The sequence below is a fragment of the Mesorhizobium vachelliae genome, assembly GCF_033977325.1.
In the GTDB taxonomy this organism is placed as follows: domain Bacteria; phylum Pseudomonadota; class Alphaproteobacteria; order Rhizobiales; family Rhizobiaceae; genus Mesorhizobium; species Mesorhizobium vachelliae.
This window is the reverse complement of the sequence record NZ_JAVIIR010000008.1, coordinates 265,452-279,205: the sequence shown is the minus strand read 5'-3', so window position 1 is coordinate 279,205 and position 13,754 is coordinate 265,452. Positions and strand designations below refer to the sequence as shown.

Here is a 13,754-nt window from a genome sequence, read left to right as displayed (position 1 = left end):
GGACGTCATGGTTAACCTTTCCCTACTCCAGCAGGCGGAGATTGGGCCTTGCAGCAGCCCACCGCAATGGAAACCATTTGTTAAGGTTAACAGCTATCCACAGATCGGCAATCAGCTTTGGAGCATGATGCCGAAAGTGCGAAGCGGTTCTCGGCAACATGCTCTTTGATTTAAAGCCGGATCACGTCACCGGCGGGTAGAGCGTGTCGATGATCATGCGCGCGTCGTGGCGCGAATCGAGCATGCCGTAGGTGGTGCGCCACTGGCCGCCGAGGCGCGTTTCGACGAAGGCGTCGGCGATCCTCCCTGCTCCCAGCCGGCGAAGCTCCGCCGCCGCGGCCGACAGCGCAAGCTGTTCGGTGAGCAGCCGCGCCGATCCCTGGTCGGTCGCGGCGACCTGCATGGCAGCCTTCAATACGCCGATGGTGCCGCGCCCGCCGGTGCCGAGATCACGGTCGATGCCGGCAAGCACTTCCTCGAACAGGCCGGGCGCGCGGCCGAGCACGCGCAGCACGTCGAGCGCCATGACATTGCCAGAGCCCTCCCAGATCGCGTTGACCGGCGCCTCGCGATAATAGCGGGCAAGCGGCGCTTCCTCGACATAGCCGTTGCCGCCAAGGCATTCCATCGCCTCGTAAAGCAGCGCCGGCGCGATCTTGCAGACCCAGTATTTGACCACAGGCGTCATGGCGCGGGCAAAGGCCGCCTCGCCGCGATCGCTGGCCGCCTCGTCGAAGGAGCGCGCCAGCCGGAACGACAGGGCCGTGGCCGCAGCGACATCGAGCGCCATGTCGGCCAGAACCCGCTGCATCAGCGCCTGGTCGATCAGGTTGGAGCCGAACACCTGGCGATGGCGCGTGTGGTGCACGGCCTCGGCGAGCCCTGCCCGCATCAGCGCCGAAGACGCGACCGCGCAGTCGAGCCGGGTCAGCGTCACCATGTCCATGATCGTCTTCACGCCGGCGCCCGGGTCGCCGACCATCTCGCCGATCGCATTGACGAACTCCACCTCCGAGGAGGCGTTGGAACGGTTGCCGAGCTTGTCCTTCAGCCGCTGGAAGCGGAAGCCGTTGCCCGAACCGTCGCCCAGGATGCGCGGAACGAGGAAGCAGGACAGTCCCTCCGATGCTTGGGCAAGCACCAGGAAGGCATCCGACATCGGCGCCGACATGAACCATTTGTGCCCGGTCAACCGGTAGAAGCCGCTGCCCGTGCGCTCCGCCCTGGTGGTGTTGGCGCGCACATCGGTGCCGCCCTGCTTCTCGGTCATCCCCATGCCGAGCGTCAGCCCGGTCTTCTGCACCGGCGGCTTCTGCGTCTGGTCGTATTTGCGCGTCGTCACGCGCGGCGCCCATTCGCGAAAAAGCTTCGGGCTCGCCATCAACGCCGCCAGCGAGGCGCTGGTCATGGTGATGGGGCAGAGATGCCCTGTCTCGAGTTCCGCGGTCAGATAAAAGCGTGCAGCCCTCACCTGATGGCGGCGGCCGATCTCGGCATCGCCGTTTTCCCACACGGAAGAATGCAGGCCGCCGGCAATCGAGCGGCGCATCAGGGCATGATAGGCCGGATGGTATTCGACCAGATCGAGGCGCCGGCCCTGGCGGTCATGCGTCCGCAATTTCGGCGTGTCGGTGTTGGCGAGGCGGGCAAGCTCCTGCGCCTCCTGCGTCATCACGAACCGGCCAAGCCCGTCGAGATCCTTGCGCACGGGATCGGAAAAACGCTCGGCAAGCTGAATGAGCAGCGGATCGCCCCGCCATGCGTTGCCGCCCGCCAAAGGCGGCGGCTGGTTGATCACCTCGTCGGTCACGCCCAATCCTTCAGTTGCCCAATCCTACAAGTTGGCCGAGAGGTCCTTACCATTTCCAGGGCCGCGGTCGCGAATCCGAAGCCATTGGGCCTTATAGCCCAAGCCACACAAGGCGCGCGACGAAAATACCGGGGAGAACGCCCGCAATCCAAAGCTGGCGCTTGCGGCAGGCCGGACCGCACCCTATAGCAGCGCCTTGAGATGACCGACGCTTCGTCCCTGCCGCTCTTTCCCCACCGCCATCTTCTGGGCATCCGCGATCTTTCCCCGGCCGACATCGAGCTGTTGCTCGACCGGGCCGACCAAGCCGTGGCGATCTCACGGCAGTCGGAAAAGAAGACCTCGACGCTGCGCGGCCGCACCCAGATCAACCTTTTCTATGAGGCATCGACCCGCACGCAGTCGTCCTTCGAGCTAGCCGGCAAGCGTCTCGGCGCCGACGTCATGAACATGTCGGTGGCAAGCTCCTCGGTGAAGAAGGGCGAGACGCTGATCGATACGGCCATGACGCTCAACGCCATGCGTCCCGACATCCTCATCATCCGCCACCAGTCGGCCGGGGCGGCAGCGCTGCTCGCCCAGAAGGTCGGCTGCTCGGTGGTCAATGCCGGCGACGGCGCGCATGAGCACCCGACGCAGGCATTGCTCGACGCACTGACCATCCGCCGCGCCAAGGGGCCGCTGTCGAAGCTGATCGTGGCGATCTGTGGTGACATCCTGCATTCGCGCGTTGCCCGCTCCAACATCATGCTCTTGAACGCGCTTGGCGCGCAGGTGCGCGTCGTCGCACCCTCGACACTGCTCCCGTCCGGCATCGACAGGATGGGCGTGATCGTCGCGCGCTCGATGGCCGAAGGGCTGAAAGACGCCGATGTGGTCATGATGCTGCGCCTGCAGCGTGAGCGCATGGAAGGCGCCTTCGTGCCGTCGATCCGCGAGTATTTCCGCTATTTCGGCCTTGATGCGGAAAAGCTGAAAGCGGCCAAGGACGATGCGCTGGTCATGCATCCCGGCCCGATGAACCGTGGCGTCGAGATTGCCTCCGAGATCGCCGACGGACCGCAAAGCGTCATCCAGGAACAGGTCGAGATGGGGGTCGCCGTACGCATGGCGGTGATGGAAGCGCTGCTTGACCCTCGTCGCAACAATGACGGCCGCAACCATGAGGGGCGCGGCGCATGAGCATGACCGTCTTCAGCAAGGCGCACATTGTCGACCCCTCGCGCGGCGTGGACGAGATCGGCAGCGTCATCGTCGACAGCCGCAAGATCGTCGCGGCCGGAAAAGCCGCGTTGAACCAGGGCGTGCCGGAAGGCGCCACCGTCGTCGACTGCGCCGGCAAGACGATCATTCCAGGCCTTGTCGACGCGCGCGTCTTCATTGGCGAGCCCGGCGGCGAGCATCGTGAGACCATCGCTTCGGCAAGCGTGGCGGCGGCAGCGGGGGGCGTCACCTCGATCGTCATGATGCCCGACACCGACCCAGTGATCGACAATGTGGCGCTGGTCGAGTTCGTGCTGCGCACCGCGCGTGACACCGCAAGCGTCAACATCTTTCCGGCTGCCGCGATCACCAAGGGTCTCGAAGGCCGCGAGATGACCGAGTTCGGCCTGCTGCGCGAGGCCGGCGCCGTCGCCTATACCGACGGCCGCCACACGATCGCCAATGCGCTGGTCATGCGCCGCGCGCTGACCTATGCCCGCGATTTCGGCGGCGTGATCGCGCATGAGACCCAGGATGCCGACCTCGCCTCGTCCGGCGTGATGAACGAGGGCCTTTACGCGAGCTGGCTTGGCCTGTCAGGCATTCCGCGCGAGGCCGAGCTTATCCCGCTCGAGCGCGACCTTGCATTGGCCCGGCTGACCGGCGGCGCCTACCACGCGGCAAAGATCTCGTCCGCGATGGCGGCCGGCGCAGTGAACCGGGCAAAGACCGACGGCGCCAACGTCACGGCCGGCGTTGCCATCCACAATCTGTCGCTCAACGAGAACGATGTCGGCGAATACCGCACCTTCTTCCGGCTGACCCCGCCCTTGCGCGCCGATGACGACCGGCTGGCGATGATCGAGGCGATCAAGGACGGCACGATCGACATCATCGTCTCCTCGCACGACCCGCAGGACGTCGACACCAAGCGCCTGCCCTTCGCCGATGCCGCCGCCGGCGCGATCGGGCTGGAGACACTGCTTGGCGCCGCACTTCGGCTCTACCACAATGGCGATGTGCCGCTGTTGAGGCTGATCGAGACGCTGTCCACCGCGCCGGCAAAACTGTTCGGCCTGCCGGGCGGCACGCTGCAGCCGGGCGCGCCGGCCGATCTCGCGGTCGTCGATCTCGACGAGCCGTGGATCGTCAGCGAAAGCGGCCTTCACTCGCGCTCGAAGAACACCTGCTTCGAAGGCGCGCGCCTGCAGGGCAAGGTCTTGCAAACGATGGTCGCGGGCCGCACGGTGTTTTCTGCTTAGAGCTTGATCCCGAAAAGTGGGAACCGGTTTTTCGGAGAAGATCATGCTCCAACAAAGAGTTAGATCAGGATGGCGGTTCAACGAAACGTCATCCTGATCTAGACCACCCGTCGCTTTGAACTCTGCCGAGCCTGCCCGCACGGAGTTGCTTGGCGAACCCTCCCGACTCTACCATTATGGCCAACCGATGCCTGAGCAGCGCCCGCCCTTGCAAACTAAAGTTGCGCAATGCACTATATCTCAACCATAGAGGGCAGTTGGAGCGACAGGAAATAAGGGGGAAACAATGGGTTACGCGATTGCGCTCATCTTCGGTTATCTGCTCGGCTCGATCCCGTTCGGGCTCCTGATCACCCGTGCGGCCGGGCTCGGCGACGTCCGCAAGATCGGCTCCGGCAATATCGGGGCGACCAATGTGCTGAGGACGGGCAATAAAGGGCTAGCTGCCGCCACGCTGCTGCTCGATGCGCTGAAAGGCACCGCTGCCGCACTGATCGCCGGACATTTTTCGCCCGACTTCGGGCTGTTGGCCGGCTTCGGCGCTTTCCTCGGCCATCTCTTCCCGATCTGGCTCGGCTTCAAGGGCGGCAAGGGCGTCGCAACCTATCTGGGCGTGCTGCTCGGCCTTGCCTGGCAAGGCATGCTCGTCTTCGCCGTCGTCTGGCTCGCTATGGCCTTCTTGTTCCGTTACTCCTCGCTGGCCGCATTGGCGGCCGCGGTGGTTGTGCCGATCGCGCTCTATTTCATGAGCACGCCGCAGATTGCCGGCCTGTTCGCGCTGATGAGCCTGATCGTCTTCATCAAGCACCGCGCCAACATCTCGCGGCTGCTGGCAGGCGCCGAAGGCAAGATCGGGGCGAAGGGATGAGCGCTCCGGCCGCCGGCCCGCGCCTCAGCGACCGGCAGCGGCTTGCCTGGCTTCGTCTGATCCGCACGCCCAATGTCGGCCCTGCCTCGTTTCGCGAACTGATCAACCGCTTCGGTTCGGCCGAAGCGGCGCTCGAGATGCTGCCCGAGCTGATGATCTCCGGCGGCGCCAATCGCATCGTCCGCGTCCCCTCCGCCGCCGAGGCCGAAGCCGAGCTGGAAGCCGCCCGGCGCGCCGGCGCCCGCTTCGTCGGCATCGGCGAGGCCGATTATCCGCCCTTGCTGAAGACCTTGGACAATCCGCCGCCGCTGCTGGCGGTGAAAGGCGAAGGCGCGGTCTTCCGCTTGCCGGCGGTGGCGATTGTCGGCGCCCGCAACGCCTCGCTGGCCGGCATCAAGATGGCGCGCATGCTGGCGGCCGATCTCGGCCGCGAAGGCTACGCCATCGTTTCCGGCTTGGCGCGCGGCATCGACACGGCCGCGCATAAAGGCAGCGTTTCGACCGGCACCATCGGCGTGCTGGCCGGCGGCATCGATGTCCCCTACCCGCCTGAAAATGCCGGCCTGTGCGACGAGATCGCCGATCGCGGCGGCGCCATCGTTTCGGAAATGCCCTTCGCCTGGCAGCCGCGCGCTCAGGATTTTCCGCGCCGCAACCGCCTGGTCGCCGGCATGGCGCTCGGCCTCGTGGTGGTCGAGGCGGCGCAGCGCTCCGGTTCGCTGATCAGCGCCCGCCTCGCCAATGAAATGGGCCGGCTGGTTTTTGCCGTGCCGGGCTCGCCGCTCGATCCGCGTGCGGCCGGCTGCAACGCGCTGCTCAAGGACGGCGTCACGCTCGTCACCGAAGCCGCCGATGTGCTCGGCGCGCTGGCGCCGCTTGCCGGCATCCGGCTTCCAAGAACCCTCCCGCTTGCCGAGGCGCCCGACATGTCGGCCATGCCGCCGCCCGGCGAGAACGACCGCGCCGATGTGCTCGAAGCGCTTGGGCCTACGCCGACCGCGGTGGACGACATCATCCGCCACACCGGCCTCAGCGCCGCGCAGATTGCGATGGTTCTGCTGGAACTCGACCTGGCGGGACGGATCGAGCGTCACGCCGGCGGGAATGTGTCGCTGATCGCGTGACCTGCAGCCCTCAGTTCGGGTTTGAGGTCCTACCGGAACAGATATTTGGACACTTCCGGATTGCCGCGACGCCACATCACATTGTCGAGGAAATAGTGGTGCACGTTGATGAAGATCAGCACGATGAAGAAGAACAGCGAGGAACCAAGCACCTGGCTGTCGTAGGGCACCAGCGCGGTCAGCAGGAACGGAATCAGCCAGAAGCCGAGATAGCCAAGCGCCCCACCGCCGATGATGAATCCCAGCACCCGCAACCTGTAGCGAGGGCCGAGGACGGATAGTATTTTTGGCTCCGGATCCCGCGCCGCATCCGAGACGTCACGCTCGACATTGGTCTGATAGCGCCACACCACGGCCAGATATTGCAGCGAGTGCAGCGCCGGCACCACCAGCAGCCAGAGCGGGTTTATCCTGGCAATCAGGATCCAGAGATAGAGGGACGCGACATAAGCAACGATGCCGTTATACGGCAGGCCGCCGCCATTCTTTCGCCAACGGCTGGCCAGCATCAGGAGCGTGGCCGCTGTCGATGCGACAGCTGCCGCCAAGGCAATGTCGGTGATCCATGAAGGCGCGGCGAAGGTGTAATACTGAAGGCCGTAATATTGTCCTTGCGTCACGGCCGTGTTCGTCTGCAGCCAGGCCAGGATCCACACAGCGTAGCTGTTGATGAGCAGCACCTTCTTATCGCGCCCATCGAAGAATTTGCGTTTCAAGACCGCGTCGACCATCAGCATGCCGTAGCCCTGCTTGACGTAGTGCCAGCCGACGAAGAAGAACATCGCGTTGGCCGCGAAGCCGAGCAGCCGCGTGTTCGACGTTGCCGCGCCATAGGCGAAGAACAGGGCCATGATCGCCGGAACGATGACGCCGGCGAAAATGTAGCGAAGCTGCAGGCTTCGGTCGTAGCCGTCGCCACGCGCCTTGCGGCCGAAATTGCGATAGAAGATCTGATAGGAATGGGCGAAGTGCGGATAATTCACCAGATAGGCCACGACAACCATCGTCGCGGCTAATGGACCTTCGTACTCACGCGGCACGAAGAAGAGCACCGGCAGGATCAGAAACGCGCTGCCGCCGAGCATCAGGAAATCGGCGACCGGGCTGAACAGATATTTGCCAGGCGGCGTCGCCGCTTTACGGGCCGTGGTCTCTACCGAAAGGTCAAGTGCCATCCTGGAGCCTCCTCCTTCGGAGGCCCGAGTTTAACCATGACCTCTTCCCATGGACAAGGTTGGCCCATGGACTAGGTACGCCGGTTCGGGTGCCAAACGGGTCAGGTCGAGGTGGCGGGCGCGATCTTCATCAGCCGCTTTCTGGCTTCTGCCACGCGCCTCTGTTCCGACCTTATGCGACTGCACAGCGCAAGGTTGATCCCTACGCCACAGTCCCCGTCCAGCATTTCCTTTGCATGATTGAGAGAAGTCTCTGCGCGCTTTACGCTCTGCCTGGCCCTGGCCAGTTCCAAATTCAGTACGTCCACTGTATCCGCATCCCAAATTGCGGTCCCTTCCGCAATTGAACGGGCGCGAGTGGTTTTTGTTCCGATTGCCAAGGGCGTCAAGCAGGCCAGCAATGACGCGAAGCGCGGTTATTTCCGGAGCAGGGGCTGGATTGCCTCCCTTACCTGATCGGTAAGTTGATCCTCCAGACGCCATCGCCTGCGAACCCGTGCCCGTTTGTTGGGCTTGTACTCGGCAATCTCGCGCTGCGCTTTTGCGGTGGGCATGGCGAACATCGAGGGTTTTGTCCGAAGCCCGCCGGACTCCGTCCAGAAACCGTCATAGTCGGCGGAGATGCGCCGACGCAAACTGTAGTCGGTTGCAAAAACATGACCCGCATTCGACACGGCAAAGAGACCGGAAAGGTTCAGAGACCGGGCAAGCACCTGCGCCACGAGAAGGAGCAGTGTTTTCGGCCGCATGCCCTCCATGGCGCTCGTCAGGATACGGGCGTCCTCAAGGCCTTGTGCTCCGGCCGCAACACTCTTGAGCACACCGATCCAAAGGGCCTCGCCTGTTCCCTCGATACACAGCAGCGACCTGTCGACGATCGCCAATCCCATTTCGGTAATCGGCCGGTGATCCAGACAAAGGATGAGACGCCATTCCGCCTCCCTGTAGAGGCCGTCCTGGCCGCCCAGTTCCACCGTAACTTTCCCTGCTGAGGTGTCGACGGCGAACAATTCCAGACCGTTGGTGTGGCTCTCAACCAGCGCGGCATCGCTCAGCAAACGGGCCGCTGCGGTGTAGTGGCCGACCACAGCCGCGGCGCGATTGCCGCGCTTCAATCCCACTGTCAGATAGGGGCGGACAACCTTGAGTGGGATCTCCGGATAACGATCGAGGATTGGAGCGAAGGGCTCGGCGCCGAGCTTCAGCCCGACATCGGCGATATCCCGACGATAGAACCACCGAAGGGCGGCCCACTTGACCGTATGAACCCCCTCGTTAAGCCTGCGACGGAAAGCGGAAGGCGCTCGCCTGTCTCGACGTGACGACACCGCTGCCCCATAATTCTATTCGGCGCGACGCCAAGGATAATACTTCTCTGGTGATCGCCGACGGCAAGACTTCAAGGACGGCTAGGTCCGTTCATCAGAACCAGTTCTGTTGCTCAACAAGTCGGATGCTCGAACCAAGCCGCAGGCCCGCCCTATCGCGAACCGCATGCCCAGGCAATTTACAAAAATGTAAAGAACGGACGGGCAGCAACGCATGTCGCAGTGGCGACGGGCATCGCGGCAGTCCGGGCAAATATGGGGTGGCTGTTGGGCGGTCGTTTTTGGTGAGCGCGATGGGATTCGAACCCATGACCTACTGATTAAAAGTCAGTTGCTCTACCGGCTGAGCTACGCGCTCCCGCGGGCTCGAAACGCCGCCCTCGAAATTGCGCGGAACATAGGGAGAGTGCCGCGACCGGTCAACCGGAAAAAGATGGGCTTCCAAGGCGGATTTCTTGAACGGATTCGAAGCGGCGCCGAGGGTGTTTGCGAACGGCTTTCGATGCCCGCGCCAATTGCCCGGCTCGGCGCTGCTTCAGAAAGCTCTACAACAATGGGTTGATATTGAACGGGAACAATTTGCAACCCGGGCCCGTTTCGCACCAGGAACGTCGATCAACCTTGAGGAGAAGATGAATGAACAAGATCGCATCGGGACTGCTGGCAGCCGTTCTATCGGCGTCGTTCGTCGCGGCGGAGATCGTGCCGGTCAACGCTCAGCAAGCCTATGTGCCGCAACCCCAGGGCCTGTCGTCGGATGTCCAGACCGTGCAGTATCGGGATTGGAGAAGGCACCGCGGCTTCAACCGCGATTTCTCGCGTCGTGATGGCGGCGCCTACTGGAACGGCCATCGCGGTTATCGTGAATATCGCCGCGGCTATCGCCGGCATGGCGACTATTGGTTCCCGCTGGCAGCCTTCGCCACCGGCGCGCTGATCACCGGCGCCATCGTCAACAGCGAGAACAACCGCGTCTATCGCGGCAACTCGCATGTGCAGTGGTGCTACGACCGCTACCGCTCTTATCGCGCCTCGGACAACACCTTCCAGCCTAACAGCGGTCCGCGTCGGCAGTGCGAGTCGCCCTACTGACGGCCTCCCGTTAGTATCCAGAGTCGTTAGCTGAGCCCGCGCCGCAGGCGCGGGCTCTCTCGTTTGATTTGCTTTGACGAAGAACTTGATCAGTTCGTCCATCGTATATTCTTGAAAACCAAATATAGAGCGCCGCCTTCACCGCGCGGAGAGCGGTAAGCGCCGAGCGCGTTGCAAACCCGAACCATCGCCGCCGTCAGCTCCCAGCCGAGTGCTTCCAGGTCGCCGGTGGTATCGTCCACATAGGCCTGGGCCAGTTCGTCTACGCCCTTTTCCTCGCCGAAGGACCGCACCAGTTTCGCGTCGCCGAGAAGGTCGCCAGGCAGGTTCGAATTTGCCCAAGCCCAGAGCCAATTGCCTGCCTTGGTGCTGATGGAGCCAGCAATCTGGATTTCCGAAACGACCTTGACGCCGCTCTGGTCGGAAAACAGCAGCTTGCCGGCCGTCAAGTCGTAGTTGTAGCGCGACCAGCTACCGAGGCCGAAATCCTTCGCCAGGCGCGCATTCTTGGCGGTGAGCTGTTCAAAGGCCTCGTCGCGCCAGGCAGGATACCAATCCGGCTGCATCTCGCTCGCAAATCCTTATTGCCCACTCAAAGTCCTGCGCACCGCATCGCGCCATCCGGCGAGCTTGGCCGAGCGCGTTGCGGCGTCCATCTGCGGCTTGAAGCGCCGCTCCAGCGCCCAGCTCTTGGCGAATTCCTTGGCTTTCGGCCACACGCCGGCCTTCGACCCGGCAAGCCAGGCCGCGCCCAGCGCGGTCGTCTCCAGGATCGTCGGACGATCGACCGGCGCGTCGAGAATGTCGGCCAGCCGCTGCATGGTCCAGTCGGACGCCACCATGCCGCCGTCGACGCGAAGCACCGTCTTGGCCGAGGCGCCCTTCCAGTCCTTGCGCATGGCGTCGAGCAGGTCGCGCGTCTGGAAGGCGACGGATTCGAGCGCGGCGCGCGCAAACTCGGCCGGGCCCGAATTGCGCGTCAGGCCGAAGATCGCGCCGCGCGCATCCGCGTCCCAATGCGGCGCGCCGAGGCCGACGAACGCCGGCACCAGATAGACGGCTTGCGCCGGATCGGCGGTCGCCGCGAGCGCGCCGCTTTGCTCGGCCTTGCCGATCACTTTGATGCCGTCGCGCAGCCACTGCACGGCGGCGCCGGCGATGAAGATCGAACCTTCCAGCGCATAGGTGGTCTTGCCGTTCAGCCGGTAGGCGATCGTGGTCAACAGCCGGTTCCTCGACCGCACGAGGTCGGCGCCGGTGTTGAGCAGCGCGAAACAGCCGGTGCCGTAGGTGGATTTCATCATGCCCGGCTCGAAACAGGCCTGGCCGATGGTCGCCGCATGCTGGTCGCCGGCGACGCCGAGGATCCGCATCTCGGCCCCGAAAAGACTCTTGTCGGTGACGCCGAAATCGTCGGCACAATCTTTCACTTCAGGCAGGATCCCGGCCGGTATCTTCAGGATCGAGAGCAGCTCGTCGTCCCAAACATTCTTCTCGATGTTGTAGACGAGCGTGCGCGAAGCGTTGGTCGCGTCGGTGGCGTGCACTTGGCCAGCGGTCAGCCGCCAGATTAGGAAACTGTCGATGGTGCCGGCGAGCAGTTCGCCTTTCTCGGCGCGTTTTCGCGCGCCTTTCACCTTGTCCAGCACCCAGGCGATCTTGGTGCCGGAGAAATAAGGATCGAGCAGCAGGCCGGTCTTCTTCGTGAATTTTTTCTCCAGCCCCTGCTTCTTGAGCTTCTGGCAAAGCGGCGCGGTGCGGCGATCCTGCCACACGATCGCGTTGTGGATCGGCTTGCCCGTCGCCTTGTCCCAGATCACGACCGTCTCGCGCTGGTTGGTGATGCCGATCGCCGCCACGTCGGACGCTGCGCGGCCGGCGGACTTCAGCGCCGCCTTCACCGTGGCGAGAACGCTTGCCCAGATGTCTTCAGGGTCATGCTCGACCCAGCCGGAGGCCGGATAATGCTGCACGAATTCCTGCTGACCAGCGCCGGCGATTTTCATCTTGTCGTCGAACAGGATCGCGCGGGTCGAGGTCGTCCCCTGGTCGATCGCCAGCACAAAACCGCTCATTCCGTCCCTCCACTTCTCATGCAACAGGGGAGACGGCCAAGCCGCCTCCCCTGCATTTCCTACACACGCTCGCAGCCCTGCGTCATGCAGTTATTGCTGCTGCCAGCTCTTCACCAACTCGTCGTAGTTGATGGTGATTGGCTTTTCCCTCTCGTTGTCGATCTTCCAGCATCGCGCCTCCTCCCGGGCATTGCGCATCAGCGGTCGATCCTCATTCCGCCGCCGCGACGTGACGGTTGCTCAGTCCGCGCATGAATTCCTCCAGCGCCGCCGCCTGCTCGCGACTGAAATGCAGGCCGCGCTTGGTGCGGCGCCACAGCACGTCCTCGGCGGTGACGGCCCATTCGTTCTCGACCAGATAGCGAACTTCCGCCTCGAAAAGGTCGGCGCCGAAATTGCGGCCGAGATCGGCATTCGACTTTGCAAGCCCGAGCAGCTTTTCCGCCCGCGTGCCGTAGAGCCGGGTGAGGCGGCGCGCCAGCCGCTGATCCAGGAACGGATAGGTGTTTTTCAGCCTGGCGACCTGCGCATCGAAACCGGTCGCCGGAAAATCGCCGCCCGGCAGCGGCGCGTCATGCGTCCACGGCTTGCCGCGTTTGCCGAGGAAGCCTTCGATCTTCTCCAGCATCGATTCCGCCAGCCGGCGGAAGGTCGTGATCTTGCCACCGAAGGCGTTGACAAGCGGAGCAACGCCCTCCCCGCCATCGGCCTTCAGCACATAGTCGCGCGTCGCCTCCTGCGCCTTGGAGGCGCCGTCGTCATAGAGCGGGCGCACCGCCGAATAGGTCCAGACCATGTCGGCGCGCTTCACGGGTTGCGCGAAATATTCGCTCGCCGCGGCGCACAGATAGTCTATCTCGGCGTCGGAGATCTTCACGTCATGCGGGTCGCCGGGATAGTCGCGATCGGTGGTGCCGATCAGCGTGAATTCTTCCTCGTAGGGAATGGCGAAAATGATGCGGCCATCCTTGTTCTGGAAGAAATAGGCGCGCGGATCGTCGAACTTCTTGGCGACGACGATGTGGCTGCCCTGCACGAGGCGGACATTGTGGACCTCGTTCTGGCCGACGGCGGCCGAGAGCACGTGATCGACCCAGGGTCCGGCGGCGTTGACCAGAAGCCGCGCGCGCACCTCCTCGGTCTCACCGGTAAGCACGTTCTGCACCTTGATGGTCCAGGTCGAACCGTCGCGCCGCGCGCTGACGACCTTGGTGCGGGTGCGGATAATGGCGCCCCGGTCGGCGGCGTCACGGGCATTCAGCGCCACAAGGCGCGCGTCGTTGACCCAACCGTCCGAATACTCGAAAGCCTTGTGGAACAACGGCTTGAGCGGCTTGCCCGCCGGATCTCTGGCCATGTCGAGCGTCTTCGTCGCCGGCAGCAGCTTGCGCCCGCCGATATGATCGTAAAGGAACAGCCCGAGCCGGATCAGCCAGGCGGGCCTCAGGCCCTTGGCGTAGGGCAGCACGAAGCGCATCGGCCAGATGATGTGCGGCGCATTCTTCCACAGAACCTCGCGCTCCATCAGCGCTTCGCGCACCAGCCGGAACTCGTAGAATTCGAGATAGCGAAGGCCGCCATGGATGAGCTTGGTCGAGCCGGAGGAAGTCCCGCTCGCCAGATCGTTCATTTCGGCGAGGTAAACTGAAAATCCGCGGCCAACGGCGTCGCGGGCGATGCCGCAGCCATTGATGCCGCCGCCGATGACGAAAATGTCATGGATCGGGGATGCGTCCAAGGGGTTCTCCAACGATTTCGCATTGCACCATTTTTGCGTTTTTACGAAACCGTGACGGAATTATTTCGAACTCAAACCG

11 protein-coding genes and 1 tRNA gene are annotated in these 13,754 nt (G+C 63.6%); 5 read left to right on the top strand and 7 right to left on the bottom strand.

All coding sequences use genetic code 11. The annotated features are described in order from the left end of the window. Positions 1–181: 181 nt before the first annotated feature. Positions 182–1,810, bottom strand: coding sequence for a DNA alkylation response protein (locus RFM41_RS19050; protein ID WP_320245064.1), 1,629 nt, complete (start codon positions 1,808–1,810; stop codon positions 182–184). A gap of 201 nt (positions 1,811–2,011) precedes the next feature. Between RFM41_RS19050 and RFM41_RS19045 the strand changes: the two genes are divergently transcribed. The 4 genes from RFM41_RS19045 (at position 2,012) to dprA (ending at position 6,267) form a co-directional block, all read left to right on the top strand. After that, a complete protein-coding gene (locus RFM41_RS19045; protein ID WP_040987214.1) occupies positions 2,012–2,992 on the top strand; it encodes an aspartate carbamoyltransferase catalytic subunit in 981 nt (326 codons plus the stop codon). Then, positions 2,989–4,275 (top strand): dihydroorotase, encoded by a 1,287-nt coding sequence (locus RFM41_RS19040; protein ID WP_320245063.1) that lies wholly within the window; start codon positions 2,989–2,991, stop codon positions 4,273–4,275. Before RFM41_RS19045 ends, RFM41_RS19040 begins: the two co-directional genes overlap by 4 nt. Positions 4,276–4,561: 286 nt before the next feature. After that, a complete protein-coding gene (plsY, locus tag RFM41_RS19035) occupies positions 4,562–5,143 on the top strand; it encodes a glycerol-3-phosphate 1-O-acyltransferase PlsY (protein ID WP_320245062.1) in 582 nt (193 codons plus the stop codon). Then, positions 5,140–6,267 (top strand): DNA-processing protein DprA, encoded by a 1,128-nt coding sequence (gene dprA, locus RFM41_RS19030; protein WP_320245061.1) that lies wholly within the window; start codon positions 5,140–5,142, stop codon positions 6,265–6,267. Before plsY ends, dprA begins: the two co-directional genes overlap by 4 nt. Positions 6,268–6,296: 29 nt before the next feature. Here dprA and RFM41_RS19025 read toward each other — a convergent pair whose 3' ends face one another. The 3 genes from RFM41_RS19025 to RFM41_RS19015 form a co-directional block, all read right to left on the bottom strand. After that, positions 6,297–7,442: a hypothetical protein gene (locus RFM41_RS19025; RefSeq protein ID WP_320245060.1), complete on the bottom strand. Its 1,146-nt coding sequence runs from the start codon at positions 7,440–7,442 to the stop codon at positions 6,297–6,299. Positions 7,443–7,858: 416 nt separating this feature from the next. Next, on the bottom strand, positions 7,859–8,770 hold the full coding sequence (locus RFM41_RS19020; RefSeq protein WP_320245059.1) for a DUF535 family protein: 912 nt from the start codon (positions 8,768–8,770) through the stop codon (positions 7,859–7,861). A gap of 282 nt (positions 8,771–9,052) precedes the next feature. Then, positions 9,053–9,128 (bottom strand) — tRNA-Lys (locus RFM41_RS19015). Positions 9,129–9,406: 278 nt separating this feature from the next. Here RFM41_RS19015 and RFM41_RS19010 point away from each other — a divergent pair. After that, on the top strand, positions 9,407–9,862 hold the full coding sequence (locus RFM41_RS19010; protein ID WP_320245058.1) for a BA14K family protein: 456 nt from the start codon (positions 9,407–9,409) through the stop codon (positions 9,860–9,862). A gap of 89 nt (positions 9,863–9,951) precedes the next feature. On the opposite strand, the gene RFM41_RS19005 is transcribed toward RFM41_RS19010, so the two are convergent. The 3 genes from RFM41_RS19005 to glpD all read right to left on the bottom strand — a co-directional run bounded on the left by RFM41_RS19005 (position 9,952) and on the right by glpD (position 13,675). Then, entirely contained in the window at positions 9,952–10,428 is a 477-nt protein-coding gene (locus tag RFM41_RS19005) for a DUF6882 domain-containing protein (RefSeq protein ID WP_320245057.1), read from the bottom strand. 15 nt (positions 10,429–10,443) lie between these two features. After that, positions 10,444–11,937, bottom strand: a complete 1,494-nt coding sequence (gene glpK, locus RFM41_RS19000; RefSeq protein ID WP_320245056.1) for a glycerol kinase GlpK — start codon at positions 11,935–11,937, stop codon at positions 10,444–10,446. A gap of 211 nt (positions 11,938–12,148) precedes the next feature. Next, on the bottom strand, positions 12,149–13,675 hold the full coding sequence (glpD, locus tag RFM41_RS18995) for a glycerol-3-phosphate dehydrogenase (RefSeq protein WP_320245055.1): 1,527 nt from the start codon (positions 13,673–13,675) through the stop codon (positions 12,149–12,151). Positions 13,676–13,754 lie beyond the last annotated feature (79 nt).